Annotated in this window: 21 protein-coding genes; 8 read left to right on the top strand and 13 right to left on the bottom strand. The window is 71.4% G+C overall.

What is annotated here, in order from left to right; all coding sequences use genetic code 11:
- Nucleotides 1–134: 134 nt before the first annotated feature.
- Nucleotides 135–1568, bottom strand: coding sequence for an aldehyde dehydrogenase (locus tag ACFPZ3_RS40405; protein WP_379519646.1), 1434 nt, complete (start codon nt 1566–1568; stop codon nt 135–137).
- Between the two features lie 122 nt (nt 1569–1690).
- On the bottom strand, nt 1691–4705 hold the full coding sequence (locus ACFPZ3_RS40400) for a M14 family metallopeptidase (RefSeq protein ID WP_379519645.1): 3015 nt from the start codon (nt 4703–4705) through the stop codon (nt 1691–1693).
- A 202-nt stretch (nt 4706–4907) separates the two neighbouring features.
- Here ACFPZ3_RS40400 and ACFPZ3_RS40395 point away from each other — a divergent pair, with 202 nt between their 5' ends.
- Nucleotides 4908–5804, top strand: a complete 897-nt coding sequence (locus ACFPZ3_RS40395; protein WP_379519644.1) for a VldE C-terminal domain-containing protein — start codon at nt 4908–4910, stop codon at nt 5802–5804.
- Here ACFPZ3_RS40395 and ACFPZ3_RS40390 read toward each other — a convergent pair.
- On the bottom strand, nt 5786–7123 hold the full coding sequence (locus tag ACFPZ3_RS40390) for a GH1 family beta-glucosidase (protein ID WP_379519643.1): 1338 nt from the start codon (nt 7121–7123) through the stop codon (nt 5786–5788). The genes ACFPZ3_RS40395 and ACFPZ3_RS40390 overlap by 19 nt on opposite strands.
- A gap of 90 nt (nt 7124–7213) precedes the next feature.
- On the opposite strand from ACFPZ3_RS40390, the gene ACFPZ3_RS40385 reads away from it, so the two are divergent.
- The 5 genes from ACFPZ3_RS40385 (at nt 7214) to ACFPZ3_RS40365 (ending at nt 13351) form a co-directional block, all read left to right on the top strand.
- Nucleotides 7214–7852 (top strand): TetR/AcrR family transcriptional regulator, encoded by a 639-nt coding sequence (locus ACFPZ3_RS40385; protein ID WP_379519642.1) that lies wholly within the window; start codon nt 7214–7216, stop codon nt 7850–7852.
- A 74-nt stretch (nt 7853–7926) separates the two neighbouring features.
- On the top strand, nt 7927–8286 hold the full coding sequence (locus tag ACFPZ3_RS40380) for a MerR family transcriptional regulator (protein WP_379519641.1): 360 nt from the start codon (nt 7927–7929) through the stop codon (nt 8284–8286).
- 35 nt (nt 8287–8321) lie between these two features.
- Nucleotides 8322–9758 carry a penicillin-binding transpeptidase domain-containing protein gene (locus ACFPZ3_RS40375; RefSeq protein WP_379519640.1) on the top strand — a complete coding sequence of 479 codons (1437 nt, stop codon included), beginning with the start codon at nt 8322–8324 and terminating at the stop codon, nt 9756–9758.
- Nucleotides 9759–9816: 58 nt separating this feature from the next.
- Nucleotides 9817–12234: an ATP-binding protein gene (locus ACFPZ3_RS40370; protein WP_379519639.1), complete on the top strand. Its 2418-nt coding sequence runs from the start codon at nt 9817–9819 to the stop codon at nt 12232–12234.
- Nucleotides 12235–12577: 343 nt separating this feature from the next.
- Entirely contained in the window at nt 12578–13351 is a 774-nt protein-coding gene (locus tag ACFPZ3_RS40365; protein WP_379519638.1) for an AMP-binding protein, read from the top strand.
- Between the two features lie 79 nt (nt 13352–13430).
- Here the strand turns inward: ACFPZ3_RS40365 and ACFPZ3_RS40360 are convergent, their stop codons facing one another.
- The 8 genes from ACFPZ3_RS40360 to ACFPZ3_RS40325 all read right to left on the bottom strand — a co-directional run bounded on the left by ACFPZ3_RS40360 (nt 13431) and on the right by ACFPZ3_RS40325 (nt 22243).
- On the bottom strand, nt 13431–14435 hold the full coding sequence (locus ACFPZ3_RS40360) for a 2-hydroxyacid dehydrogenase (RefSeq protein ID WP_379519637.1): 1005 nt from the start codon (nt 14433–14435) through the stop codon (nt 13431–13433).
- On the bottom strand, nt 14432–15046 hold the full coding sequence (locus ACFPZ3_RS40355; RefSeq protein WP_379519636.1) for a histidine phosphatase family protein: 615 nt from the start codon (nt 15044–15046) through the stop codon (nt 14432–14434). The genes ACFPZ3_RS40360 and ACFPZ3_RS40355 overlap by 4 nt, the downstream gene beginning before the upstream one ends.
- Complete coding sequence (locus tag ACFPZ3_RS40350) at nt 15043–16524, bottom strand: FGGY-family carbohydrate kinase (protein ID WP_379519635.1); 1482 nt, start codon at nt 16522–16524, stop codon at nt 15043–15045. Before ACFPZ3_RS40350 ends, ACFPZ3_RS40355 begins: the two co-directional genes overlap by 4 nt.
- The gene (locus tag ACFPZ3_RS40345) at nt 16521–18083 is read right to left on the bottom strand and encodes an FGGY family carbohydrate kinase (RefSeq protein ID WP_379519634.1); all 1563 of its coding nucleotides are present in this window, start codon (nt 18081–18083) and stop codon (nt 16521–16523) included. The genes ACFPZ3_RS40350 and ACFPZ3_RS40345 overlap by 4 nt, the downstream gene beginning before the upstream one ends.
- Nucleotides 18083–19315 carry a sugar ABC transporter permease gene (locus ACFPZ3_RS40340; RefSeq protein WP_379519633.1) on the bottom strand — a complete coding sequence of 411 codons (1233 nt, stop codon included), beginning with the start codon at nt 19313–19315 and terminating at the stop codon, nt 18083–18085. The genes ACFPZ3_RS40345 and ACFPZ3_RS40340 overlap by 1 nt, the downstream gene beginning before the upstream one ends.
- Nucleotides 19312–20070, bottom strand: coding sequence for an ATP-binding cassette domain-containing protein (locus tag ACFPZ3_RS40335; protein ID WP_379519632.1), 759 nt, complete (start codon nt 20068–20070; stop codon nt 19312–19314). Before ACFPZ3_RS40335 ends, ACFPZ3_RS40340 begins: the two co-directional genes overlap by 4 nt.
- Nucleotides 20070–21152, bottom strand: coding sequence for an ABC transporter substrate-binding protein (locus tag ACFPZ3_RS40330; protein ID WP_379519631.1), 1083 nt, complete (start codon nt 21150–21152; stop codon nt 20070–20072). Before ACFPZ3_RS40330 ends, ACFPZ3_RS40335 begins: the two co-directional genes overlap by 1 nt.
- Before the next feature lie 125 nt (nt 21153–21277).
- Nucleotides 21278–22243 (bottom strand): sugar-binding transcriptional regulator, encoded by a 966-nt coding sequence (locus ACFPZ3_RS40325; protein WP_379519630.1) that lies wholly within the window; start codon nt 22241–22243, stop codon nt 21278–21280.
- Between the two features lie 160 nt (nt 22244–22403).
- Here ACFPZ3_RS40325 and ACFPZ3_RS40320 point away from each other — a divergent pair, with 160 nt between their 5' ends.
- On the top strand, nt 22404–23075 hold the full coding sequence (locus ACFPZ3_RS40320; RefSeq protein ID WP_379519629.1) for a rhomboid family intramembrane serine protease: 672 nt from the start codon (nt 22404–22406) through the stop codon (nt 23073–23075).
- A gap of 14 nt (nt 23076–23089) precedes the next feature.
- Here ACFPZ3_RS40320 and ACFPZ3_RS40315 read toward each other — a convergent pair whose 3' ends face one another.
- Complete coding sequence (locus ACFPZ3_RS40315; RefSeq protein ID WP_379519628.1) at nt 23090–24058, bottom strand: ArsR/SmtB family transcription factor; 969 nt, start codon at nt 24056–24058, stop codon at nt 23090–23092.
- A 59-nt stretch (nt 24059–24117) separates the two neighbouring features.
- Between ACFPZ3_RS40315 and ACFPZ3_RS40310 the strand changes: the two genes are divergently transcribed.
- Nucleotides 24118–25317 carry an MFS transporter gene (locus ACFPZ3_RS40310; RefSeq protein ID WP_379519627.1) on the top strand — a complete coding sequence of 400 codons (1200 nt, stop codon included), beginning with the start codon at nt 24118–24120 and terminating at the stop codon, nt 25315–25317.
- Here ACFPZ3_RS40310 and ACFPZ3_RS40305 read toward each other — a convergent pair.
- Nucleotides 25265–26266, bottom strand: a complete 1002-nt coding sequence (locus tag ACFPZ3_RS40305) for a LacI family DNA-binding transcriptional regulator (protein WP_379519626.1) — start codon at nt 26264–26266, stop codon at nt 25265–25267. The two genes, ACFPZ3_RS40310 and ACFPZ3_RS40305, sit on opposite strands and share 53 nt — an antisense overlap.
- Nucleotides 26267–26291 lie beyond the last annotated feature (25 nt).

Raw genomic sequence — 26291 nt, 5'->3', positions numbered from 1 at the left:
AAAGTCCCTGGGGAAGAAAACCGTCGATGCGGTTGACATGGGACATACTGCTGTAGTCAGGCGGTTGCCCAGCGTCGCGGGGGCGCGCTGGGTGGCCATCCTGGGGCCCCGCGAGGCTGCGGGGCCCCTTTTCGTCAGCCGAGGCGGGCGATGGTCTTGTACTCCAGGTAGTTGTCCAGGCCCTCCGGGCCCAGCTCGCGGCCGATGCCGCTGGCCTTGTAGCCGCCGAAGGGGGCGTTGGTCTCCAGCATGAAGCAGTTCACGCCGTACGTCCCCGTGCGCACCTGCCTGGCCACGTCCATCCCGTGGTCGGTGTCGGCCGTCCACACCGTGCCGGCCAGGCCGTAGTCGCTGTCGTTGGCGATGCGCACGGCATCCGCCTCGTCCTCGTACGGGATCACCGCCAGCACCGGCCCGAAGATCTCCTCACGGGCGATGCGCATGTCGTTGGAGACCCCGGAGAAGACGGTCGGCGAGACGTACCAGCCGCGGGAGTGGGGCCGGTCCAGGCCGCCCACGACGACCTTGGCGCCCTCGTCCATGCCGAGCTTGATGTAGCTCTCCACCCGGTCCTGCTGCCGCTTGGCCACCAGCGGGCCGATGCCGGTCGCCGGGTCGGCGGGGTCGCCGACGGGCTGGGAGTTCACCATGCCCGCGATCGCGTCGACCACCTCGTCGTAGCGGTGGCGGGAGGCCAGGATGCGGGTCTGCGCCACGCACGCCTGGCCGTTGTTCATGAGGGCGGCCACGGTCAGGAAGCCCATGCTGGCGGGCAGGTCGGCGTCGTCGAGGATGATCGCGGCCGACTTGCCGCCCAGCTCCAGGCTGACCCGCTTGAGCTGCTCGCCGCAGATGGCCCCGATGCGCCGGCCGGCGGCCGTGGAGCCGGTGAAGGCCACCTTGTCCACGCCGGAGTGGGAGATCAGGTGCTCGCTCACCTCGCGCCCGGCGACCACGATGTTGAGCACGCCCGCCGGCAGCCCGGCCTCGGCGGCCCACTCGGCCAGCAGGTACGCGTCGAGCGGCGTCTCGGGCGCCGGCTTGAGCACGATCGTGCAGCCGGCCAGCAGCGCGGGCGCGACCTTGGTCATGGTGACGAACTGCGGCACGTTCCACGGCACGACGGCCGCCACCACGCCCACCGGCTCCCTGCGCACGGTGATCGGGCCGAACAGCCCTGGCCGCTGCTCCTCCTGCTCGAACGTCGCGCCCAGTTCGGCGTAGTACTGCAGCATGCCGAGCGGCTGCGGCGCCTGCGCGAGGTTGGAGAAGCTGATCGGCGAGCCCATCTCCTCCGTGATGAGCGCGGCCATCTCGCCCTGACGCTCGTTGTAGATCGCGGCCAGCCTGCCGATCGTCGCGGCACGTTCCGCGAACGTCATCCGCGGCCACGGCCCGTGGTCGAACGCCTCCCTGGCGGCCGCGACCGCGCGTTCCATGTCCTCGGCCGTGCCCTCGGGCACCCGGCCGACGATCTCCTCGGTGTGGGGGGAGATGACCTCTATCGTCCCGGTGCCCGCCGGGGCCACCCATTCGCCCCCGATGAACAGCGTGTCGTGCTGGCGCATGTCGTGAGCCTCCTGCTTGACCGAATGCTTGCTCGTTTGCGGTGAGCCTCAAGGTGACCGAACCATGTTCTGTCCGCGCACGCAAGGGGGTGCGGCGCCGGTGCGCCGCACCCCCGGGGACGTCAGCCGAGCAGGTGCCGCATGGACCGCTTGACCAGGTCCGTACGCGCGGCCAGGTCCGTCACGGTCTCGACCCCGAAGCCGAGGTAGACGGTGTCCTTGGTGACGATGCCGCCGCCCTCCTCGAAGATCTGGTCCGTGCGGAACCAGTTGTTGATCGACGGCGAGGTGCCCTCAGGGGGCGGACCGAGAGCCCAGCCGCTCAGGTCCGTCTCGAACGAGGTCGACTCGCCGGCCGCGCCGTCCAGGGTGACGGCGAAGTCGTCGAGGAAGACGCCCGCGCCCTGGGTGGCCCAGTCGCTGATGTAGGAGACGGAGATCTCGACCTGCTTGCCCGCGTACGGGGTCAGGTCGAGCTTCCACTGCTGCCAGCCGTTGGAGTTGCCCGAGGCCGCGTGCCACGAGCCCGAGGTGCCGGTCGGCCCGCAGTCCACGCCCTGGTAACGCTGCGTGAACGGGTGGATCACGCGCCAGCCGCCGCTGTTCTCGGTCAGGCAGCTGGAGCCGGTCGACTGGCTGGTGTGCCCGTTGGCGTCCGGCAGCGTGGTCCAGTCGTCGCCGCCCGCCGTCCGCGCCTCGACCGTCAGGAAGTCCCAGTCGGCCTCGGTGTCGTAGGAGGTCCAGAACGACAGGTCGCCGCTGGTCTTGCCGGTCAGGTCGATGGTCTTGGTCAGCCGCTTCCAGGAGACGTCGGCGATGCCGCTGTAGACGTCCCATGAGCCGGTGTGCGGGTCGAAGGGGCCGCCGGGGCGTACCCACTTGAGCTGGGCGGAGCCGGCGAACAGCGGGAACTGCCCGGCGGGCAGGATGGCCGAGGTGGCCACGAACGAGTTGGTGTGGCTCGGGTCGATCGTGGCGTTGAAGCCCTCGAACCTGCCGCCGTTGCCCCGCAGCGGGAACGGCTGCTCGGTGGTGTGGTCGGTGCCCGCGTCGTCGAAGTAGACGTACGCGCCCAGCCAGTACTGCTGGAAGTCGTTGAACACCTGGATGCAGGGCGGGTCGTTCGCCGTCGCGCACTCGGGGTTCTCCGGCTGGTCGGGCTCGTAGTAGTAGGCGCCGTTGGCGTTGGCCGCGTACGACGGGTACTTGCCGGCGTGCAGCAGCTTGCCGCCCTCGTTCAGGTAGGCGCGCACGGCCAGTTCGGTGTCCACGCCGCCCTTCGACGTGGTGCCGGGAACCTGGCCCTGGGACCTCGGGATGATGTCGTCGCCGGTCTCCCAGACCACGGCCTTGTAGTGGCTGAGCACGCCCAGCGGGTGCGGGGCCTTGCGGCTCATCTTGTCCATGTCATACACGTCGGAGCTGTAGCCGGCGGCCTGGAGGGCGGCGGCGTACTCGTCGGCGTACTTGGCCTCGGTCACGCCCTGCGCCGGGCTGAGGCCGGTGACGTCCTCGGCCGCGAGGACCAGGACCTTGCCGCCGATGTCCGTGGAGACCTTGTAGGTGAAGTCCGCGCTCTTCCTGCCGATCGAGCTGAACCAGACCTTCACCGAGTCACCCGGCCTGGTGCCGGTGATCTTGCCGCGGAGCCGGTGGTAGTAGCGGTCGTAGCCCGCGCCGTACCGCTCGCCGCCCTTCCACTCGCCGGTCAGGGCGGTCTTGGTCCGGCCGCCGTTGACCTGGTAGTTCAGGAAGACGGGGCCGAGCTTGCGCTTGGCGTTGACCTGGACGACCTGGTCCCTGCCGTAGCTGACGTCGAACGGGTCGAGCACGAAGTCCGAGGTCTTGTTGCCCAGGTGGTTGACCGGCTCGGCCGGGTTGACCGCGGACTTGGCCACGTCGAGCGCGAAGGGGATGTTCTTCTCGAACTCGGCCTGCACCAGGGCCTCGTCGTCGGGGAAGACGAAGCCGCAGCCGTCGCAGCCCTCGTCCAGCTCAGGAGTCCAGGACAGGGTGCCGTACTGACGGTGGGCGTGGTCGTTGGTGTCGCCGTTGGTGGTGTACAGCTCGGCGCCGAGGTCGGGGTCGAAGCCGGGGACCGCCGGGTTGGCGTCGTCGCCGGTGAGGGCCTCGTAGATCGGGTTGTCGGCGGTCTCCGTGGCGATCTGGAAACCGCTGGGGTAGAGCAGCAGCGGGCCGAACGAGTGGTAGTTGAGCTGCATCTCGAACTTGACGCGCCTGAGCAGGCCGTCCATGGCCTTGGTCTCGGGCTCGCTGGCCGGGCCGGTGCCGCGGTAGGTCTCGCTGCTGGGGATGCTCGACGAGCCTTCCTCGTCGTAGTGGAAGTTCGTGGGGAAGTTTCTGTTCGGGTCGACGCCGTCGATCCCGGTGAACTGCCCGTCGCCGTCGTTGTCGCGCAGGTTCTTGCGCCACAGGCGGTTGCCCTCGGTGAAGGTGAAGTCGTACCCGTCGGGGTTGGCCACCGGCACGAACCACAGCTCGGTCCTGTTGAGCAGGTCCCTGAGCGAGGACCTGTTCGCGATCACGTGCTTCAGCAGCCGCAGGTCCACCTGGGTAGCGATCCACTCGCGGGCGTGCTGGGTGGCGGAGTAGAGGGTGGCGGGCTTGATGCCGTCGGGCAGCAGCCGGGCGCCGGTGCTCACCTTGACGGCCAGGATGTCCTGGCCCTTCAGCGACTTGCCGATGGACTGGAGCTTGACGATGTCCCTGTTGGCGTTGGCCAGCGCCTTGAGCTGGTCGGCGATGCCGCCCGGCTCGGAGTAGGACTTGTAGACGGTGTAGCCGCCGGCGGCCTGCGCCTTGGCGGCCTCCAGCTGAGTCTGGCCCTGCGGGTTGCGTACGGGCTCCGGTTTGTGCCCGAGCTTGTCCAGGACGCCGAGGTCCGCCTGGTCGGCGGTCAGCTCTATGTGCTCCTTGCCGCCCCTGGCCTCCTGCTGGACGACGTCGAAGCCCTTCTCCCTGAGCGCCTGCGCGGTGCCCGGCGGGCTTTCGAGCTGGTACAACTCAAGGCGGTCGGCGGGTGGTAACGGATCCACGGAAGCTTCGGCGGTGGTGGCCACGAGTGAGGTGCCTAAGCCGAGGATGACGGCGGCGGCGATGGTTAAGGATCGAGACACGGTCTGCCCCTTCGCAGAGACGGAATCGTTCGCCATCTCAGACCTTTGGAGCGATCTATACAAGGCCCAACTTTTAGCTTGCTGTTAAGTCCGACAAAAGTCAGAAAACCTCATCAAAGGTGCGGCACTTCGCTCGTTCGGATGACAGATATCAAGATCATCTTCTATAGTTTCGGTCCGTCTATGAGGGGAGGGGACGGGTGTGAGAATCTGGCGGCTCGCCGTCCTGGTCGCCGTCCTCGGCGGGCTGCTCGGCCTGCGCCCCCCGACTCCTGCCGCGGCCGATCCCTCCCCTGCTGAGCTGCGCAAACTCACCAAGCAGGCGGCCCAGCTCAGCGAGCGCTACCGAGGGCAGATCCAGATCCTGGAGGAGATCAGGATCCAGGCGAAGAAGGCCACCGACACCTCCGGCAGCCTGCAGGCCGAACTCCTGGCCGCCCAGGAAGAGGTCAGCCGCATCGCCACGACCTCCTACATGGTGGGTCCTCTCGACGCCGCGCAACTCCTGGCCCCCAGCGCGGATCCGTACAAGGTGCTGGGGCAGGCCGCCAACATGACCTACATGGCCAACGAGCGCGCCAAACGCGTCGAGAACGTCCGGAAGCTGATCGACAAGTCCAACGACGCGAAGGTCAACGCCAACGAGAAGATCGAGAAGCTGCGCAAAGAGATCAAGGCCATGCAGGCCAAGCGCAAGGACATCGACAAGCTCCTGTCCAAGTTCGGCTTCCAGCAGCCCGGCGGCGCCGAGGGCCTGACCCAGCGCATGATCACGGTACGCGCCGAGATCATGGCGAACTTCCCCATGAAGTACGGCGTCGGCTGCCTGCGCCCCGGCGACCCCGGCGAGCACGGCAAGGGCCGGGCCTGCGACTTCATGATGTCCGGCGGTGGCCGCGCGGCCGGGGGATCCGACGCCGCCAACGGCGACGCGCTGGCCGCCTGGCTGATCAAGAACGGCGCCCGGATCGGTGTCATGTACATCATCTGGAAGCAGCGTTACTACGACATCCGGTCAGGTGGCGGCTGGGACCCGATGTCCGATCGCGGCGGGGTGACCGCCAACCACTACGACCACGTTCACGTGTCGGTGTTCTGACCCGTGTTCTGACGCGTGTTCTGACGCGCCAGGAACTCCTTGAACCAGTGGTAGGAGCGCTTCGGGGTGCGGCGCTGGGTGGCGAAGTCCACGTGGACGAGGCCGAAGCGCTGGTGGTAGCCCTCCGCCCACTCGAAGTTGTCCAGCAGCGACCAGACGAAGTAGCCGCGCACGTCCACGCCCTCGGCCATGGCCTGCCGCATGGCGGCGATGTGCTGGTCGAGGTAGGCGACGCGGGCCTCGTCGTCGAGCGTGCCGTCCTGGCCGGGGACGTCGTCCTGGGAGCAGCCGTTCTCGGTGATCATGATCGGCGGGAGTGCGGTGCCGTATCTCGTCTTGAGGCCGGTCAGGAGCTCGCGCAGGCCGTCGGGGACGACCGGCCAGCCGAAGGCCGTGGTGGGGTGGCCGGTGATGCCCGCGTCCGTGAAGGGGAGCGCCTCGTCGGTGGGGGCGGATATGCGGGTGGGGTTGTAGTAGTTGACGCCGAGGGCGTCCAGCGGGGCGGCGATGGTCTCCAGGTCACCGTCGCGGACGAAGTCCAGGCTGGGCGTATAGGCCGACAAATCTGGATATTTGCCGAGAAGTATGGGGTCGTTGAAGAGGCGGTTGTGGAGGATGTCGTACGCGTCGGCCGCCTTGAGGTCGGGCTCCTCGCGTGAGGCCGGCCAGACGGGGGTGCAGTTGTTGGTGAGCGCCACCTGGCTCACGCCGGCCGCCCTGAGGGCCCGTACGGCCAGGCCGTGGGCCAGGAGCTGGTGGTGGGCGGCGGGGAGCGCGCCGGTCACGAGGAGCCGGCCGGGGGCGTGGGCGCCGAGGGCGTAGCCGTAGGCCATGTGGACGAAGGGCTCGTTCAGGGTGATCCAGAGCGGGACGCGGTCGGCCAGGCGGGTGGCGACGGTGGCGGCGTACTCGGCGAAGATTTCGGAAATATCGCGATTCATCCAGCCGCCGCGGTCCTCCAGCGCCTGGGGCAGGTCCCAGTGGAACAACGTCGGCACCGGTCGCACGCCCGCCGCCAGCAGCGCGTCCACCAGCCGGTCGTAGAAGTCCAGGCCCCGCGCGTTCACCGCGCCGGAGCCCTCGGGCAAGACGCGCGGCCAGGAGATCGAGAAGCGGTAGGCGTTCACGCCGAGGCCCGCCATGAGCGCGACGTCCTCGCGCCAGCGGTGGTAGTGGTCGCAGGCAACGTCCCCGGTGTGCCCGTCCCGGGTGCGGCCGGGCTCGCGGGCGAAGGTGTCCCAGATGGACGGGCCCCTGCCGTCCTCGCCGGTCGCGCCCTCGATCTGGTAAGCGGCCGTGGCCGTACCCCAGAGGAACATGCCTGCCTCCACGGTTATCTGAGTGTGGCTCATGTTATCCGAGGTCAAAGGATCTGACTCAACCCCAGGCGAATAGGCCAGGATGGGGTCATGACCAGTACCTTGCGCCGCCGCCCCGCCCAGCGCCGGAGCGTCGAGCGGGTGGAACGGATGCTCGACGAATGCGCGATCCTGCTCGACGAGGTCGGCTACGAGGCGCTGACCACGAAAGAGGTCGCGCGCCGGGCCGAGGTGCCCATCGGCACCTTCTACCAGTTCTTCCACGACAAGCAGGGGCTGGTGCGGGCGCTGGCGCGGCGCAACCTGGAGGCGTTCCTCCAGCGCATCGTCGAGCGCATCCCGGCGGCCGAGCTCGGGCACTGGACCGATCTGGTCGATCTCGCGATCGACGAGTTCGTCGACATGAAGCGCACCACGCCGGGGTTCGCCGTGCTCGACTTCGGCGAGGTGTTCTCCGCCCCGGGCGGGCCCGCCGTCGGGGGCAGCAGGAAGGCGCTCGACGAGACGCACGAGAACAACGTGGTCGTGGCCGAGCGCCTGCGTGCCGTGACGCTCGAGCTCCTCGACGCCCCCGTGGGCCCAGGGCTCGACCGGGCGCTGCTGGTGGCGGTCGAGGCCACGGACGCGGTGCTCAAGCTGGCCTTCCGGGCCGACCCCGGCGGCGACCCCGCGCTCATCGCCGAGTGCAAGCAGCTCGTCCACCGCTACCTGGCCGACCACCTGCCCTAGCCGCCGGGCGCGCTGCGAGCTCGAAGCACATTCCCTGTTGACCTGGAGCCCACTCCAGGTGGGATCCTGAGACCGTGAGCGTGTACACACCGGCGGAAGTGGTCGAGGAGACCGGCTTCACCATCGACACCCTTCGCTACTACGAGAAGATCGGCCTGCTGGAGCGCGTCGGGCGCAACGCGGCCGGGCAGCGCAGGTTCAGCCAGCAGGACGTCGGCTGGCTGGGCATGGTCCGCTGCCTGCGCGACACGGGCATGCCGATCGCCACGATGTTGCGCTTCGCCGAACTCGTACGCGCGGGCGACCACACGATCGCCGCCCGCATCGCGCTCCTGGAGGAGCACGACCGGCAGGTCCAGGCCCAGATCGACAAGCTCGCCGAGCGCCAGAGCTACATCCACAACAAGATTTCCCACTACCGAAGCGTCCTCTAGCTCCCCCTTTGCGGCCCGGTTGGTAGACCGGGATCATGGTGTCGAGGGCGAGGTGGATCAACGTTCCGCTGGGCCGCGTCGCCAGGTTGTGCGCGGCGATGTTGTTCGTCCTGCTGGCGCACATCACGCTCATCCAGGCGTTCGGCTCCCACGCGCTCAACGCCGACCACAGGAACGAACGGCCGCTGATCGCCAGGTACGGCCACCCGCGCGGCGACATCGTCACCTATGACGGCACCCCGATCGCCACCAGCCGGCTGACCGGCACGGGCCCGTACCGCTACCGCCGCGTCTACCCGCACGGCGAGCTGTTCGCGGCCGTCACCGGGCACGTGGCCCTGCGTCATTCGACGGGCATCGAGCAGGCGCAGGACGCGGTGTTGTCGGGGGACGACGCCAAGGTCAGGGTGCGCTCGCTGGTCAGGGAGGGGACCGTCGACGGGGCCGACGTCAGGCTGACGATCAGCGATCGGGCGCAGTGGGCGGCGTACGAGGGGCTCAGGGCCACCGGGGTGCCCGGGGCGGCGGTGGCCCTCGATCCGGCGACGGGGGCGATCCTGGCGCTGGCCACGTACCCGACGTACGACCCGAACACGCTGACCACGTTCGACCAGGCCAGGCTCGGGGAGGCCGTGCGGTGGCTGCGGCGGGCGCCCGCGCAACCCCTGCTCAACCGGGCGCTGAACCGGCTCTATCCGCCCGGGTCCACGTTCAAGGTGGTCACCACGGCGGCGGCGCTGGCGTCGGGCGAGTACACCCCGTCGGCCCTGGTGGACGCGCCAGCCAGGCTGCGGCTGCCCGGAACGCCCACGTACTTGCGGGGGAGCTGCGGAGGCCGGCGCCCGACTCTCATGTACGCCTTCCAGCAGTCCTGCGACACCGCCTTCGCCACCATCGGGCTGCAACTCGGGCGGGACCTGCTGCGCGACCAGGCGGAGGCGTTCGGCTTCAACGGGGAAGGGCTGCGCATTCCGCTGACCACCACGCCGAGCCGCTATCCGCCGGCCATGGGCCGCCCCCAGACGGCGCTGGCCGCCATCGGGCACCATGACAACCTGGTGACGCCGCTGATGGTGGCCATGTTGTCGGCGGCGGTGGCCAACAACGGGGTGCTGATGCGGCCGTACCTGGTGGAGGAGGTCCGGGTGCCGGACGGGTCGATCATCAACAGGGCCGGTCCCGCGCCGTACAGGAAGGCCATGTCGCCGGAGCTGGCCAGGTATCTGGCGGTGATGATGACGACGGTGACGCAGGCGGGCGGCGCGGGGGCGGCGATTCCCGGGGTGCGGGTGGCGTCCCAGGCGGCGGTCTCGTCGGCCGTGCCGGGGGCGGGGGACCACGCGCTGGTCACCGCGTTCGCGCCGGCGGAGGCGCCCGAGGTGGCGGTGGGGGTCGTGCTGGAACGGCCGGGGGAGCGGGCGGACGCGGTGACCGCCATCGCCCGGACGATCATGGAGGCCGCGCTGTCGTGAACAGTTCGCCGTCGAATACGTCTGGGCGCGAGGCGTAGTTGATGGCACACTCACAGTGATGCTGCGATCTGCCGACTTCAGCAACCTACCGGCCGAACCGAACCTCTTCGTGGGCCGAGAGACCGATGTGGATGAGCTCGTCCACCTGATGCGCGTATCGCGCGCCGTGACCCTGTGCGGGGCGGGCGGCATCGGGAAGACCCGGCTGGCCCTGCGGCTCGCCACCAGGATCGCCGCCGGCGGCGTGTGCATGATCGAGCTGGCCGACCTGGAGAAGGGCGAGCTCAGGGGGCATGTCGCCGCCGCGCTCGGCATCGTGGGCGACCTGACGGAGACGATCGGCGACCGGCGCGTGCTCCTGCTGCTGGACAACTGCGAGCCGGTCATCGGGGAGTGCGCCGAGTTGTGCCGCGACCTGCTGGGCGCCTGCCCGGGGGTGACGGTGCTGGCCACCAGCCGCGAGCCGCTGCGCGTGCCGGGCGAGACCGTGTGGCGGGTGCCGCCCCTGTCCGTGGGCGGGCCCGCCAGTGGGTCCGCCAGTGGGCCTGTTGGTGGGCCCGCCAGTGGGTCCGTGGGCGGGCCCGCTGACGGGGCCGAGAGCGAGGCGGTGCGGCTGTTCGTGGCCAGGGCCGCCGCCGCCAGGCCCGGGTTCGAGCTGACCGACGAGACCCGGCCGCTGGTCGTGGAGCTGTGCCAGGCGCTCGACGGGTTGCCGCTGGCGATCGAGCTGGCCGCCGCCCTGGTCAGGGTCCTGTCCGTGGGGCAGCTCGTCGAGCGGATCGACGACCGGTTCAGGCTGCTGGCGGGTGGCGCCCGTACGGCTCCGGCCCGGCACCGCACGCTCAGGGCGGCCGTGGACTGGAGCTACCGCCTGCTCACCCCGCAGGAGCGGTTATTGCTGCGCCGTACGGCCGCCTTCCGCTCCTCCTGGACGCTGGACCTGGCCGAATGGGTCTGCTCGGGCCCCGGGCTGGCGGAGGAGGAGGTGCTGCCCCGGCTCTGCGACCTGGTGGACAAGTCCCTGGTCGCCCTCGACGGCGAGATCGCCGGCCAGGCTCGTTACCGGCTGCTGGAGACCGTCCGCGAATACGCGCTGGAGCAGCTCGTCGAGTCCGGCGAGGAGGCCGGGCTGCGGCGCGGGCACCTGACGGCGCTGGCCAGGCTGGCGGCCCGGGTCAAGGAGGCCCTGGCCCCGGGGACCCGCACGTCGTGGCAGGTGGTCGAGCGGTACATCAACCTCTTCGACGGGCTCAAGGCCGAGGTGAGCGCGGCCTGCGACTGGTCGATCGCCATCGGCATGCCGCAGACCGCGCTCGGCCTGCTGACCGACATCCGCTTCCTGCTGATCGGCAGTGGCCGCAAGCTCGACATGGCCGAGCGGCTCGACCGGCTGCTCGCCCTCGACGCCCCGCAGGTGCCGCTCGCGCTGCGCGGGCAGGCCACGGTGCTGCGCGGCGAGCTGGCGCTGTCGGCGGGCGACCTCGAACCGGCCATGCGCCACACCCGCGCCGGGCTCGACCTGTGCGTCAAGGCCAGGGACGGCTACGGCGAGGCCGTCGGCACGATCGTGCTGGCCCAGCTCACCGGCGAGCAGGAGGCCCTGGGCCGCGCTCTGGAGACGGCCAGGCAGTCGGGCGACCTCATCCTGGAGTCCATGGCGCAGGGCACGCGGGCGCGTCACGGCCTGCACCAGGGCCGCCTGCACGAGGCGCGGCGGGCCTACCAGGAGGTGTTGTCGATCAGCGAGGAGCTCGACAACCACTACGGCCAGACCTTCGGCCACATCGGGCTCGCCCAGGTGGCCAGGCGCTTCGGCGACCCGGCGACGGCCAGGCGGCACTACGAGTCGGGGCTGCGCCTGCTGCGGCACGTGGACGCCAGGCAGCACACCGTGAGCTGCCTGGCCGGGCTCGGCCGGGTGGCGCTGGAGCAGGGCGACCTGATCGAGGCCAGGGTCAGGCTCACCGAGGCGCTGGTGCTCAGCCGTGACGCGGGCCTGCGCTCCGGCATCGCCAAGCGGCTGGAGGCGTGGGCCGACCTGGTCATGGCCGAGGGCGACCACCGGCGGGCGGTGCTGCTGGCCGCGGCCTCGGTGGAGCTGGGCGGGCGCCGGCCGGACGCGCGTACCGAGGAGGTGCTGCGGCCCGCCCGTGAGCGCCTGGGCGAGGCCGTCGTCGGGGTGTTGTGGGCCGAGGGCGCCATCCTGAGCGCCGACCAGGCGGTGGCCTGCGCGCTCGACGGGGCGCTGCCCGAGCCGCCGGCGGAGCCGGTCCTGCCCCTCGGCCAGGGCAGCAGGCTCACCGCCAGGGAGTGGGAGATCGCGGAGCTGGTCGCCAGGGGGCTCAGCAACCGGGGGATCGCCGACGAGCTGGTCATCAGCCCGGCCACCGTGGCCCGCCACGTGGCCAACATCCTGGCCAAGCTGGGCTTCTCCACGCGTACACAGATCGCCGCATGGGTGATCGGCAGCCGCTGAGCCGAGGGGGGTCGTCTACACATGGTGGTGGGGGCCGCTTACATCGTCGAATGGCCATGTCAGCGCATGTGCCATGGCCGTCTGCACGCCTACCGTTTCTTTCTGTGATCGACCGCACCGCGCGTTCCTCGCCCCTCGCGACGGGGGCGCCGCGGCCGATCGATCGGGGACGTCACGCGTCCTCACGGAGCTGGGCCTTCTCGGAGGGGTGGGGGCCTGGCTCCGGGCGCGTGACAGCGGGCTCGAGTCGCGCAGGGCTCGAGCCCGCCCATCCGCGAATGCACAACCGCCTACATACATCGGTGGATGCTGGGGCCGTCCCGGCGGCCGTACGTTGGCGAGCATGAAGCCCAGCGTCTCGACCACCGGCACCGTGATCCACGAAGTGTTCCGCCGGGCCTACGAGCGCGGCGACCGCCCCGCCCTCATCGATCTGCGGGGCGGGCACGTCTATGGCTACCGGCGACTGGTGACCGAGGTGACCAGGGCGGCCTCCGGGCTCGTGCGCAGAGGCGCCCGGCGTGACCAGGTGGTGGGTGTGCACGTTTCCACGGCGGGCGCGCAGACGCTGGCGGTGCACACGGTGATGGCCGCCGGTGGGGTGGCGGCGCCGATCGATCCGGGGCTGGGGGCGGGCGAGATGGCGGTGTGGCTGCGTGAGTGCGACGCCCGCACGTTGATCACCACGCCCGACCTGGCGGAGACGGCGATCACGGCGGCCGAGGAGTCCCGGGTGCGTCAGGTCATCTCGCTGGGCGCGGCGCTCGACACGATCGACTTCCGCTGCCTGCTCACGCTGGAGCCCACCGCGCTGCCCACGCTCGACGCCAAGCGCCAGGCCGCCCTGCTGCTCGCCGGCGGCCGCCGCCTGTCGCACGCCGACCTGCTGGCCAGGATGGCCGAGCTGGATCTGCCCGTACGCCTGGCCGAGTCCGACGTGGTGCTGACCACGTGGCGGCCCGACGGCGGCTGCGGCCTGCTCGCCCTGGTCGGCCTGGGGATGTCGAAGGGCGCGCTGGTGGTCGCCGGAGACGGTGGCGACCTCGCCGGCACCAGCCACGACTTCGGTGTCACCGTGGTGGCGGGCCCGGACGGGACGCTGGAGCGCACCGGCTGAAACCGCCCGTCCATCCTCACCATGTTGATCTACGTGCCGCCGGGCCGGTTCTTCGTGCGCGGGCTCATGGCGGGGGCGCTCAAGGAGTGGCCACGTGGGCGAGCGGCTCGCCGCGTACGTAGCGGGCCACGTCCGCCGCCACGATCGAGGCCGCCTTCATCGCGGTCTGCTTGCTGGCCCCGGCCAGGTGCGGGGTCATGACCAGGTTCGGCGTGGTGAGCAGGCGTGAGCCCGGGGGGATGGGTTCCTCGGGGAAGACGTCCGTCGCGGCGCCGAACAGGTGGCCCGAGTCGAGCGCGTCGCACAGGGCGTCGTAGTCGAGCAGCGCGCCGCGGGCGCAGTTGACCAGGACCGAGCCCCTCGGCATGGCGGCGATCTCGGCGGCGCCGATCATGCCGGCGGTCTCCGGGGTGGCGCGGGCGTGCAGGGAGAGGAAGCCGGAGCGTTCGAGCAGCTCGGGCAGCTCGACGCGGCCGGGGATGTCCACGTACGGGTCGTGGACGAGCACGTCCGCGCCGAAGCCCGCCAGCATGCGGGCCACCCTGCGGCCGATCGCGCCGTAGCCGACCAGGCCGACCGTGCCGCCCTCCAGCTCGGGGCCGACGTTGTCGTAGGTGTAGTAGTCGCCCCGCCACACGCCCCCGGCCAGGTCGGCGTGCGTCTGGGGGACGCGGCGGGTGGCGGCGAGCAACATGGCGAGCGTGTGCTCGGCGGTGGCCACCGCGTTGCGGCCCGGCGCGAACGTCACCGCCACCCCCGCCTGCGCGGCCGCCTCCAGGTTGGCGTTGACGGGACCGCCGCGGCTCACGCAGAACAGCCGCAGATCGGGCGAGGCGTCCAGGACCCGCTTGGTCAGCGGGGCCATCTGGGTCACGCAGACCTCGACGCCGCGCAGCGCCTCGATCAGCTCGTCCTCCACGTCGGAAGCCTCGTCCACCTCGCCCACCTGGCCGAACGGCTCCACCGGCCACGGCAACGTCAGCTCGCGGACGTCCACCTCGCCGGGGACCTCGCGTCTGAGCGCGTCGACGAGCAGGCGGTTCTGGACGAAATGGTCGCCTGCGGCAAGGACTCGGATGGTCAACGAACGGCTCCAATCGGGGAGTTGTACTGCAATATCGCCACCTGTCCACGGCCCAGGCGCAGCTCGGTCAGAGCGCAGTTGTCCAGTCGCGGGAACAGCCGCCGGTACTCGCCGAGCGGCACCCCGATGAGGTGGCACAGGGCGAGCCTGATGGCGGTGGTGTGCGCGACCACCAGCACACGGGCTTCAGGGTGTTGTACTGAAATTTCGTTCAACACGGTGACAAATCGGGTGGCGGCCTCGTGGGGGTTCTCGCCGCCGGGCAGCGGGTGCTCGGCGGGGTCGGCCTCGAACGCGGCGCGGGCCTGCGGGAAGCGGGCCTTCATCTCCGCCGAGGTGAGGCCCTCGCCCTGGCCGAAGTCCAGCTCGCGGAGCCGGGCGTCGGTCCGTACGGGCAGGCCCGCCTTGGCGGCGGCGGCCTCGGCCGTGATCCTGGCGCGACTGAGCGTGGAGGCCCACACGGCGTCGAGCCCCGCCCCCGCGGCCCAGCCGGCGAGCTGGGCGGCCTGGTCGTGGCCGCGCGGGGTCAGCTCGACGTCGCTGGTCCCGGCGTAACGGTTCTCGGCGTGCCAGGCGGTCTCGCCATGGCGGACGAGAACAAGGTCGGTCATGGGGTAGCTGTCCTCTCGCGGGCGTGTGCGGCGGCTCTGGGGTCGAGCCAGCCGCGTCGTTCCAGCTCTTCGACGAAGCGCAGGTACGGCTCGCGCAGGTCGGCTCCCGACGGCTGCACCACGTCTCTGGTCCTGATCATCCTCGCCGGGTCGCCGCCCGCCAGCACGGCCATGCCCAGGGCAGGCTCGGCGTTCTCCCGCAACGTCACGGGGCGGTTCAGAACGTCGGCTCTGAGCTGCGTCCAGTACGCGCTCCTGGTGGCGCCGCCGGTCAGGATGATCTCGCCGTCCACGGGGGCGCCGAGGAGGTCGAGGTAGTCGAAGCAGAGCCGTTCGACGAAGGCGGCGCCGAGCAGGATGGCGGCGTACCGCTCGACGTCGTCGGCCGGGGTCCCGAGAGTGAAGGGCTCGGCGTCGGGGGCGGCGAACGGGAAGCGCTCCCCGCGCGAGACGAGCGGATAGGTGACGGGCCATCCGGCGCCGGGCGTGTGGCCAGGTCGCTGCGCGCGGCCGTCGCGCGTGCGGTCCGGGCCGAAGCGGGCCGCCGCATCGGCGCTGAGGGCGTCGAGGTCGCGGCCAGGGAGCTCGCGGGACAGGACGCCCGCGCCCGTGCTCGACGCGCCGCCGGGCAGCCAGGAGCCGTCGGGGGCGCGGTGGGAGTAGACGACGCCCAGGGGGTCGTGGATGAGCTCCTTCGTGACGCCCTTCAGCACGAGCGTCGTGCCGAGCACCGAGTTCCAGCTCCCCACCCGCTGGGCGCCCGCGCCGAGCTGGGCGGCGCAGCCGTCGGTGGTCCCGGCGATCACCGGGGTGCCGGCCGGGATGCCGGTCTCCTCGGCCGCCGCCGCGCACACCGTGCCGAGCCGGGTGCCGGGCCGGACGACCTCGGGGAGGAGGCCGGCAGGCACGCCCAGCGCGTCGAACACCTCCAGCGGCCAGCGTTCCTCGATCAGGTCCACGCCGGTCTTCAGCGCGTTGCTCAGGTCGGTGGCCACCTCGTGCCCGGCCAGGCGCCGGTTGACGAAGTCGCTCTGGTGGGCCAGCCGGGCCCCGGCAGGGGCGTCGGGCAGCAGCCACAGCAGCTTCGGCAGTCCCCAGTTGGGCTGCATGCGCCGGTAGCCGAGCCGCTCCCAGACGTGGGAGCCGAGTTCGTTGACGCGGCCGGCGTCGGCGCGGCGGTCGTCGTACATGAGGGCGGGGGTCAGGGCGCGGCCGGAACCGTCGGTGAGGAGGACCGTTCCAGATGTCGCGTCCACCGCCACGCCCTCGACCCGCTCACCGGCGGGCAGGTCGCGCAGCGCCTCGCGGGTGGCGGCGGCCAGCTCGCGCCACCACTGCTCGGGGTCCTGCTCGTGGCGGGGGCCGTCGCGGTGGCTGGTCAGCGGGCGGCTGCCGGTGCCGAGCACCCGGCCGTCGCCGGTGACGGCCAGCGCGCGCACGCTCTGCGTCCCGAGATCGATGCCGATCCACACGCTCATGTACGCCCTCTCATCGTGCCCAGCAGCGGCCAGGTGTCCGCGTTGTTCTCCCGCAGGGCGAGGAAATCCTCGAACGCACGATCGTAGAACGCGCGGCGCGCGGGATCGGGTTCGACCGCGTCGCGCAGGCGTACATGGTGCGGGGCCGCGCCGGCGATGGACGGCGCGGCGCCGGTGGCGGCCAGCCCCACCAGGTACGCGCCGCGCGCCCCCACCTCGGCGTCCGCCGAGCGCCGCACCGGCAGCCCGGTGATGTCGGCGATCAGCCCGAGCCAGGCGGCGCTGGCCGAGCCGCCCCCGCACACCCGCAGCTCCGTCGGCGCGGCGCCGGTGGCCGCCAGGCAGTCACGGATGACCATGGTGAGCCCTTCGAGCACCGCCCTGGCGACGTGCTCGCGGCCGTGCTCGAACGACATCCCCAGCAGTGCCCCCCTGGCCAGCGGGTCGGAGAACGGCGCCCGCTCCCCGGCAGGGGACAGGTACGGCAGGAACGCCAGCCCGCCCGCGCCCGGCTCGCTCAGCAGGGCCAGCTCGCCCAGTTCCGCCGGGTCGTTCAGGCCCAGCAGGCGGCACGTCCACTGCACCACCTCCGTGCCCGCGAACGTGGGGAAGGCCCGCAGGTAGCCGTCGGGCAGCGCGATCGTGATGCCGGTCGGCGGGCCCTCCAGGTCGGGGGACTCGACCACGACCTCGGTGCAGAGCGTGGTGCCCAGGATGGCGCACGCCTGCCCCGGCTCGACCGCGCCCGCGCCCAGCGCCGTCGCGGCGATGTCGTACGGGGCCATCACGACCGGCGTGCCGGCGGCCAGGCCCAGGGCGGCGGCCGCCTCCGGGGTCAGCCCGGCGACGGGACAGGGGCGGACCCGGGGGAGCAGCCGCCCGGCCCACTCCAGGCCGAACATCCTCAGCAGCTCAGGCGAGTACGCCCGCGCCCGCAGGTCCATGAACGGCGCGGAGGCGTCGGACTCGTCGGCCACCCGTTCCCCGGTCATCCGGGCGAAGATCCAGCCGCCGCAGGTCAGCATGGCGCTCGACCGGTCGAGCCTGGCGGGGTCGTTCGCGCGCAGCCAGGTCAGGATGGCGTGCGGCAGCCCGGAGGCGGCCGACGAGCCGTTGCGGCGGAAGGCCGTCGTGGCCAGCCCGTCGCGGGTCCAGGCGTCCACGGTCGAGGCGGCCCTGGCGTCGTTCCAGAGGATCGCGGGACCGGTCGGCTCGCCGTCCGCGTCCACCAGCCAGCAGCCGTCGCCCTGAGCGGTGATCGCCACAAAGTCGACACCGCCGCTAGGACCGCCGTTAGCACCGCTGCTGACACCACCGCTAACACTGCCGCTGACGCCGCCACCGGCGGCGCCGTCCCCGGTGCCGTTCAGCTGAGCCGCGACCTCGCTCACCGTGGCCGCGACCGCGGCCCAGACCGCGTGCATGTCCTGCTCGGTGTGGCCGGGGGCGGGCCTGGAGACGGCCGTCGCGCGCCTGGCGACGGCCGCTTCCGCGCCCGTGGAGTCGTACCCGACCGCCTTGATGACCGTGGTCCCCGCGTCCACGCAGATGATCGCCATCAGGCCCTGCCGTGGGAGGTCCTCGACCGGCGCGACACGGAGTCGACGATGACCGCGAGCAGCAGCACGGCGCCGGTGACCACGAACCTGATCGAGGAGTCCAGGTTGAGCAGGGTGAGGCCGCTGGAGATCGACTGGATCACGATGATGCCGAGCAGCGCGCCGAACGCCGTGCCGCGCCCGCCGAACAGGCTGGTGCCGCCGATGACGGCCGCCGCGATCGCGTTGAGGTTGACGTCGCCCGCGCCGCTGCTCTGGTTGGCCGCCGCCAGCCGGGCCGCGGCCAGGATGCCGCCGACCGCGGCGAACGTCGAGCAGAGCACGAAGACGGAGGTGTAGATGGACCTGACGTTGATGCCCGCCCGGCGCGCGGCCTCCACGTTGCCGCCCACGGCGTACACGGCCCGGCCCCACTTCGTCCGCGACAGCAGGTAGTGCATGATCAGCACCAGCGCGACGAAGAAGACGAACATCCAGCCCACGCCGCGGGTCTGCCCCAGATACCAGACCATTACCGCCAGCACCACCAGCAGCGCCGCGCTCCTGACGACCAGCGTGGACAGGCTCCTCGCCGACAGCCCCGCCTTGCGCCGCTCCCGCGCGTGCAGGTGACCGCTGACGAAGAGCCAGACGGCCGCGATGACGGCGAAGGCGTAGGACAACCCCGCCGGTACGAAGTCGAGTTGCGCGAAGTTCACCAGCCCCGAGTCGAAGGGCAGGTTGATCGACCCCTTGGTGCCCAGCACGTACAGCTGGAGCCCGAGGAAGGCCAGCAGGCCGGCCAGCGTGATCACGAAGCTGGGCACCCCGAAGCGGTTGAAGAGCTGCCCGTACAACCACCCGACGACCGCGCCCATGAGGACCGAGGCCAGGATCGCCAGCCAGACCGGCAGCCCCTGGCCCACGAACAACACGGCGAGCACCGCTCCGGACAGCCCGCTGACCGAGCCGACCGACAGGTCGATCTGGCCCACCAGCAGCACGCACACGATGCCGAGCGCGATGACGCCGACGGCGGCGGACTCGAGGGTGAGGTTCACCAGGTTCGCGCTGGACAGGAAGATCGGGTTGAGGATCTGGAACACCGACCAGATGACGATGAGCCCGACGACGACCGGGATGACGCCCAGGTCGCCGCCGCGGGCCCGCTCCAGCACGTCGGCGACCGCGCCGCGCAGCCCGTCACGGTTCTTGAGCCGCTCGTCCTGGCGGTCGGTGGTGATGGCGCTCACGACAATCCTCTCTGCGCCCGCCTGGTCACCACGTTGTCGGTGGCGCCGGTGATGGCGGCGACGATGTCCTCGGTGGAGACCTGGTCCACGTCGAACACTCCGTTGTTGCGGCCGAGCCGCAGCACCGCCACGGTGTCGGCGACGGCCTTCACGTCCGCCATGTTGTGGCTGATCATGATGACGCCCAGGCCGTTCTCGCGCAGTCGCTCGACCAGGTTGAGCACCTCGGCCGTCTGGGCCACGCCGAGCGCCGCGGTGGGCTCGTCGAGGATGATGACCTTGGGGTCGCCGAGCAGCGACCTGGCGATGGCCACCGTCTGCCGCTGGCCGCCCGACAGCGCCGCGACCGGCACCCGTACGCTCGGGATCTTGGCGGAGAGCTGGCGGAGCAGCTCCCACGAGCGGGTCTCCATGGCCACGTCGTTCAGCCGCAGCGGGCGGATCTCCTGGCCGAGGAACAGGTTCTGGATGACGTCGAGGTTCTCGCAGAGCGCCAGGTCCTGGAAGACGGTGGCAATGCCGAGCCGGTGCGCGGCGGCCGGGGTCGGGATCTCCACCTCGCGGCCCTCGAACGTGATCGTGCCCGCGTCGGGCGGGTGCACGCCCGACAGGATCTTGACCAGCGTCGACTTGCCGGCGCCGTTGTCGCCCACGACCGCGACGACCTGGCCGGCGGCCACGTCGAGCTCGATGTCGGTGAGCGCGGCCACGGCGCCGAAGGTCTTGCTGATCCCGCGCAGCGACAGAACGCTCATCACTTGATTCCGAGCTCGTCGCAGCCCTTGGCGTACGCGCTGGAGCACACGTCGGCGGCCTTCATGATCCCGCTGTCGAACAACACTTCCTTGACGTTGTCCTTGGTGACGACCGTGGGCACGAACAACTCGGACGGCGTGTTGAACAGCGTGGCCTTGCCCGCGGGCTTCTTGCCCTGCATGAACTCCCAGGCCACGTTCGCCGTCGCCTCGGCCACGATCTTGATCGGCTTGGAGATCGTGTTGTACTGGTCCCCGGCGATGATGCGCTGCGCGGCGGCCACCTCGGCGTCGTTGCCGGTCACCGGCGGCACCTTCCCGCCCGCGGCCTTGAACGCGGCGATCGAGCCGCCGCCGGTTCCGTCGTTGGCCGCGACCACGCCGACGATCTGGTCCTTGAACTGGGTGATCTGGCCGCTGACCCAGGTCTGCGCCTTCTCCGGCTGCCAGTCGGGGGTGTCGTACTCGGCCAGCAGCTTGAACCCGCTCGGGTCCACCGCGCTGTGGATGCCCTTCTTGATCAGCCCGGCCGCCGCGTCCGTGGGGGAGCCGTTGACCTGGAGGATGCCGCCCTCGGCCTTCTCGGCCTTGAGGTGGTCGACCAGGGACTGGCCGATCATGGAGCCGATCTTCTCGTTGTCGAACGAGATGTAGTAGTCGGCGGGCGTGGCCGGGACCGGCCGGTCGTAGGCGATGACCGGCACCTGCTGCGCCTGGGCCGACTTGACGATGGTGGCCGCGGCGGCGGAGTCGACGGGGTCGATCACGATGGCCTTGACGCCCTGGGCCAGTGCGGAGTTGGCCTGTTGCTGCTGCTTGGCGGCGTCGGAGTCGGCGTTCTGGTAGATGACCTCGCAGCTCGGGCAGAGCTGCTTCATCTTGGCCTCGAACAGCGGCTTGTCCTGCAGTTCGTAACGGGTCGAGGCGAGGTCGGGCATGAGGAAGGCGACCTTGGCGTTCTCCACGGCCCCTCCGGCGTCGCCGCCGGTTGAGCCGGAGCCCGAGCCGCACGCCGCCAGCACCGATCCTGCCAGCACTGCCACTGCGGCGAACGCGGAGGTCCGCATCTGAGCTCTGTTCACGGGTGTTCCTTAGGTTTCTATGACGCTCGCTGTCCCCGAGACAGGGACATGCCCTCACAGGAGGGCACATCCTGTGGTGCGGCTCACGTTAGCGCGCGTTCAGAAACTTTGTCCAGCAAAAATGTTCAGAGTTGATGGGCGGCCGCCAGCAGGCCCTCCGCCGTCGGGGTGTCCGTGACGAGATGGTTGAAGTAGCCGCCCCTTGCCCCGGCGACGATCGAGAGCACCTTCTCGGCGCCGACCGCGACGGCGATCGTGTGCGGGATGCGGCGCAGCTCCTCCAGTTCGGTGGCGACCAGGCGCTCGCTGCCCGGGTAGGTGATGGGCCTGCCGTCGCGGTCGTAGACCCGCATGCACACGTCGCCCACGGCCTGGCGCAGGCTGTCGGCGTCGCGGGGCATGAGGGAGGGCACCATCTGCCGCATCAGCGGGGCCGAGCCGACGCCCACGATCGCGCACTTGGCGTGCGCCCACAGGTCCATGACCCTGCGCACGGAGGGCTCGTGCTGCAGGGAGTAGAACAGCTCGGGGCCGGGGAGCGCCGGGGCGTAGAGGTAGGCGGGGACGCCGCCGGAGCGTTCTGCCAGGATGCGGGTGGTCTCGTTGGTCTGGAACCAGGGCTGCGGCTCCTCCTGGCCGCCCACGGCGGGGGCGATCGTGACGCCGGGGTACTGGCCGAGGCCCTCGCGGGCGCACTCGTACACCGTGGTGCCGGAGGAGACCAGCACGACGTCGCCCGACTCCAGGCCGACGGTGGCCAGCGCGCGGGTCACGCCCGGGGCCAGCCACGGGCCCAGCGCGGGGCCGCTGACCTTGGGGACCAGGTGGACGCGCGCCAGGTTGAGCGCCTGCGCCACCTCGGCGGCCAGCGGGCCGTCCTCCAGCGAGGCCGGGCGGTGCACCTTGATCTCGACGATGCCCTGCCTGCGGGCCTCGGTGAGCAGCCGGCTCACGGTCGCCCTGCTGACGCCCAGGCGCTTGGCGATGTCGCCCTGGGTGGCGTCCTCCATGTAGTACTGCTGGGCCGCCGCGTACATCAGCTCATGCGGGAACCTGCCCTGCGCCTCGGGCGCGACGTCGGCGGCATTCATGCGCGCGCTCTCCTGTGAACAAATTTGCTGAACTGATGCGCATCCACTATAGCTTCGTGCCCCTGGGGAAAGGCTAGCGCCCGTGGCGCACGGTGATTCTGACGTCGGCACGCGTACATCCCAAGTGTCCGGCTTTGGGGTGGCGTGCGAGACTTGCTCGGTGTTCAAGCCCTACGCCACGGCCGTCGTCTTCGTGCTCACCGCGGTACCGAGTCTCCTGCAGTTCGCCGTACCGAATCTGGAGCCGGCGCTGATGCGCGAGCCGGCGGCGATCGCCGATGGCGAGTGGTGGCGTCTCGTGACATCGCTGGTGGTGCAGGACGGCGGGGTGTTCGGCACGCTGATCAACCTGGCGTTCCTGGCCGTGCTCGGGTACGTGGCCGAGCGTGCCCTCGGCCCCGCCCGCTGGCTGCTGCTCTACCTGGGCGGCGCGGCGGCGGGTGAGGCCGCCGGATACCTGCTCGGCCAGCCGGGCGCGGGGAACTCGGTGGCGCTGTGCGGCCTGGCGGGCGGACTCGTCCTGGCCGCCGGGCGGCTCGAACGCTCGCTCGGCGCGTTCTACGCGGTGGTCTCCGGCGCCTGGCTGCCGGCCGCGGCGGGCGGCACGTGGGGACTGATCGTCACGATCGTCCTGGCCGCCGGCGGTTTCCAGCTCGTCGTCCATCGCGAGCGTCTGCCCGGGTGGCTGCCGGTGACCGTGTTCGGGGTCGCGACGGCCGTGCTGGTCGCCCTTCGCGACCTGCACGGCTTCGCGCTGCTCGGCGGCATCATCGTGGCGTGGATCGCGAACGCGGCGTCCCCTACGACGCTCAGGCGTACCTCGCCCGCATGACGTGGCCGCGCCCGTCAGCCCAGCAGGGCGTCGCCGAGCGGGGTGCGGGCGTACAGGACGCCGCGGCCGATGCGGGTGCCCGTGATCAGGCCCGTTCTGCGGAGCGTGGCCAGGTGGCCGCCGATGGTGCCGAGGCTCTGGCCGAGCAGGGCGGCGAGCTGGGTGGTGGTGGCGGGTTCGGCCAGTTCGGCGAGGATGCGGGCGCGGCTGCGGCCGATCAGCGCCGACAGGTCCGCGTCGGGGACGGGCGGCTGGGCCGCGAGACCCCGCGCGGGGTAGACCATCGCGTACGGCCAGGCATGCTCCAGGTAGACGCCGATGTTGTTCATGAACGCCGAAGGCAGGAACAGCAGCCCCTTGCCGTCGAGCCGCCGCACGCCCGAGGACAGCCCGATCTCGATGCGCCCGCTGGGATGCCAGTGCACGTTAGGGCTGAGATCCTCCAGCGCCGCCTGCCATCCGTACGCGGCCAGCCGCCCCGCCCGCTGCGCCACGTCCCGCTGCAGGATCGCGCGGAAGCGCGGCCACTCGTGGGAGAGCACGTGACGCCACAACGCCTCGTACGCCTGCGCGAACCGCTCCACCACCTCAGGCCCCAGCAGCAGCTCCCTGGCCCAGCCCGGCGCGGACGGCCGCTTGGCCAGCACCCGCTCGATCTCACCGTGCGCCTGCCCCAGCGGCGTGGCCCGCATGGCGGCCAGCTCCACCTCGAACGGCACGTCCACGGCCGTGGGCGGGGGCGCGATGAAGTCGGCGTTCGCGTCCCCCTTGTTGCCGCTGATCACGGCCGCGGCCCGCAGCGCCGGATACTCCCGCACCAGCCGCAGGTACGTCTCCCGCCACCGCGCCACCCACGGCCCGTTCGCCCCCGCCGGGTAGCGGCCGGCCAGCACCCACTGCGCGTGCATGGTCTCGATGAGAGGCGAGATCGCGAACCTGCTCGCCATGAGATCCTGCGGCACGACCTCGATCGTCACCACCATCTTTCGGTTATATCCGAAAGTCTCGCCCCGGCGCGGCGGCGAGCCGCACCATCGGGACGGTGAAGGCAGCGACGTTCGGCGACGTGTTCGCCGTCAAGGAGTTCCGGGTGTTGTTCGGCAGCTTCGCGCTGCTGGTCGGCGGGGACTCGATCAAGATGCTGGCCCTGTCCGCGCTGGTGTACACGCGGACCGGGTCTCCGGGGCTGTCCGCCGCCGCTTACATGGCCGGGTGGCTCCCCTACATCTTCGGCGGGTTGTTCCTGCTCTCCCTGGCCGACCGGATGTCGCCGCGGGTGCTGATGGTGGTGGGGGAGGTCGTCAGGGCGGTCACCTGCGTGTTGCTGGCCTACGCCCATCTGCCGGTGTGGGCGATGCTGGCGCTGGTGCTGGCCACGGGGCTGTTCTCGCCGGTGTTCTTCGCGGCGCGGGCGGCGATGTTGCCCGAGGTGCTGCCGGGGGACGCCTTCGTGCTCGGGCGGTCGGTGCTCAACATGGCCTCGGCGAGCGCGCAGATCGTGGGGCTGGCGGTCGGGGGCACGTTCCTGACCTTCGCCGGGCCGTCAGGCGCGCTGGCGGTCACCGCCGGGCTGTCCGTGGTGGCGGCCGTGGTGTTGCGGTTCGGGCTGCCGTACCGGGCCGCGCGGGGGGCGGGCACGCGGGGTGCGGTCCGCCAGACGCTGCGGGTCAACCGGCGGTTGCTGGCCGACGGGCGGGTACGGGGGTTGCTGCTGGCCCAGTGGTTGCCGTGCGTGTGCCTGGCGGGGGCCGAGGCGATGGTCGTGCCCTACATGGGCGGGCAGGGGCAGGCCGGGGTGGTGCTGGCGGCGGCGGCCGGGGGGATGGCGGTCGGGGAGTTCTCGGTGGGGCGGTTCGCGGAGCCGTCGCTGCGGGAGCGGTTGTCGTTCCCGCTGGCGGTGTTGCTGGGGGTGCCGTGGCTGGCGTTCGCGCTCTCGCCGGGGATCGTGTGGGCCGCCGCGCTGGCCGCGCTGGCGGCCGGCGGGTTGTCGTACCAGCTCGGGTTGCAGCGTCGGTTCGTGGACGCGGTGCCGGAGGAGGTGCGGGGGCAGGCGTTCGGGCTGCAGTCGGCGGGGTTGATGACGGGCCAGGCAGCGGGTGCGGCGCTGATCGGAGCGCTGGGCGAGGTGGTCGCGCCCGGGCCGGCCATGGCGGTGTCCGGGGCGGCGGGGGTGCTGGTCGCGCTCGCTCTCAGCCGCGTGCTCCGGCCTGGTCCGGTGACAGTTCGCCCGAGCCACGGGTGACGAGGCGTACCGGGAGTTCGAGGTGCTCAGACGGGCCCACGTCGCCGCGCAGGCGGCGGAACAGCACCTCGGCCGCCACGCGCCCCATCCAGGACGGATCCTGCGCCACCACGCTCACCCCCGGGTCGAGCAGGTCGGCCAGCTCGAAGTCGTCGAACCCCACCAGCGCCACCCGCCGCCCGCCCAGCGCCCGCAGGGTGGTCACGGTGTAGCGGCCGTTGCCCGTGAACAACGCCGTCGGAGGGTCGTCCAGCGCGAACATGCGGGCCAGGTCGTCGCCGATCACCCCGGACGACGGCGGGCGCATCGAGACCAGGCGCGCGTCGAAGAGCCCGCCCAGCTCCTCCCGGTAGCCCCGCAGCCGCTGGGCCGCCGTGAAGATGGCCGGGTCGTCGCCGAGGAAGGCGATCCTGCGGTGGCCGTGCACCATGAGGTGGCGCACGGCCTGCCGGGCCCCGCCCACGTTGTCGGCGAGCACGGTGTCCACGTCGAGCCCCGCCCCCGGGGGCCGGTCCGCGAACACCACGGGAGTGCCGGCCTCCAGCTCCGACCGCAGGTACGTGTGGTCGTCACCGGCCGGCACCACGATCAGCCCGTCCACGCGGCGCGCGCAGAACGTCTCGACCAGCTCGCGCTCCCTGCCGGGCTCCTCCCCGGACGAGCCGCTCAGCAGCAGGCAGCCGTGCTCGATCACCACGCCCTCGACGGCCCTGCTCAGACCGGCGTAGAACGGGTCCGCCACGTCCTCGATCACCAGCCCGATCGTGGCCGTCCTGCCCCTGCGCAGCATCCGGGCGCTCTCGTTGCGGCTGTAGCCCAGCCGCTCGATGGCCTCGCGCACCCGCTCGGCGGTGGTGGGGTGCACGCCCGGCTCGTCGTTCACGACGCGCGAGACGGTCTTGAGCGCCACACCCGCCGCCGAGGCGACGTCCTTCATCGTCGGTCTCACGTCTGGATCATTTCCTACTCGGGAG

The sequence above is a fragment of the Nonomuraea insulae genome (assembly GCF_042656245.1).
The sequence above is the reverse complement of the archived record's forward strand: the minus strand, read 5'-3'. Positions and strand labels throughout refer to the sequence as shown.

Excerpts from the sequence above, each read along its gene's own strand:
- ACFPZ3_RS40350 (WP_379519635.1), bottom strand. The coding sequence starts at position 16,524 with ATGAGCGTGTGGATCGGCATCGATCTCGGGACGCAGAGCGTGCGCGCG.
- ACFPZ3_RS40345 (WP_379519634.1), bottom strand. The coding sequence starts at position 18,083 with ATGGCGATCATCTGCGTGGACGCGGGGACCACGGTCATCAAGGCGGTC.
- ACFPZ3_RS40355 (WP_379519636.1), bottom strand. The coding sequence starts at position 15,046 with ATGACCGACCTTGTTCTCGTCCGCCATGGCGAGACCGCCTGGCACGCC.
- ACFPZ3_RS40315 (WP_379519628.1), bottom strand. The coding sequence starts at position 24,058 with ATGGTGGTGACGATCGAGGTCGTGCCGCAGGATCTCATGGCGAGCAGG.
- ACFPZ3_RS40370 (WP_379519639.1), top strand. The coding sequence starts at position 9,817 with ATGCTGCGATCTGCCGACTTCAGCAACCTACCGGCCGAACCGAACCTC.
- ACFPZ3_RS40325 (WP_379519630.1), bottom strand. The coding sequence starts at position 22,243 with ATGAATGCCGCCGACGTCGCGCCCGAGGCGCAGGGCAGGTTCCCGCAT.
- ACFPZ3_RS40390 (WP_379519643.1), bottom strand. The coding sequence starts at position 7,123 with ATGTTCCTCTGGGGTACGGCCACGGCCGCTTACCAGATCGAGGGCGCG.
- ACFPZ3_RS40405 (WP_379519646.1), bottom strand. The coding sequence starts at position 1,568 with ATGCGCCAGCACGACACGCTGTTCATCGGGGGCGAATGGGTGGCCCCG.
- ACFPZ3_RS40335 (WP_379519632.1), bottom strand. The coding sequence starts at position 20,070 with ATGAGCGTTCTGTCGCTGCGCGGGATCAGCAAGACCTTCGGCGCCGTG.
- ACFPZ3_RS40365 (WP_379519638.1), top strand. The coding sequence starts at position 12,578 with ATGAAGCCCAGCGTCTCGACCACCGGCACCGTGATCCACGAAGTGTTC.
- ACFPZ3_RS40375 (WP_379519640.1), top strand. The coding sequence starts at position 8,322 with ATGGTGTCGAGGGCGAGGTGGATCAACGTTCCGCTGGGCCGCGTCGCC.
- ACFPZ3_RS40385 (WP_379519642.1), top strand. The coding sequence starts at position 7,214 with ATGACCAGTACCTTGCGCCGCCGCCCCGCCCAGCGCCGGAGCGTCGAG.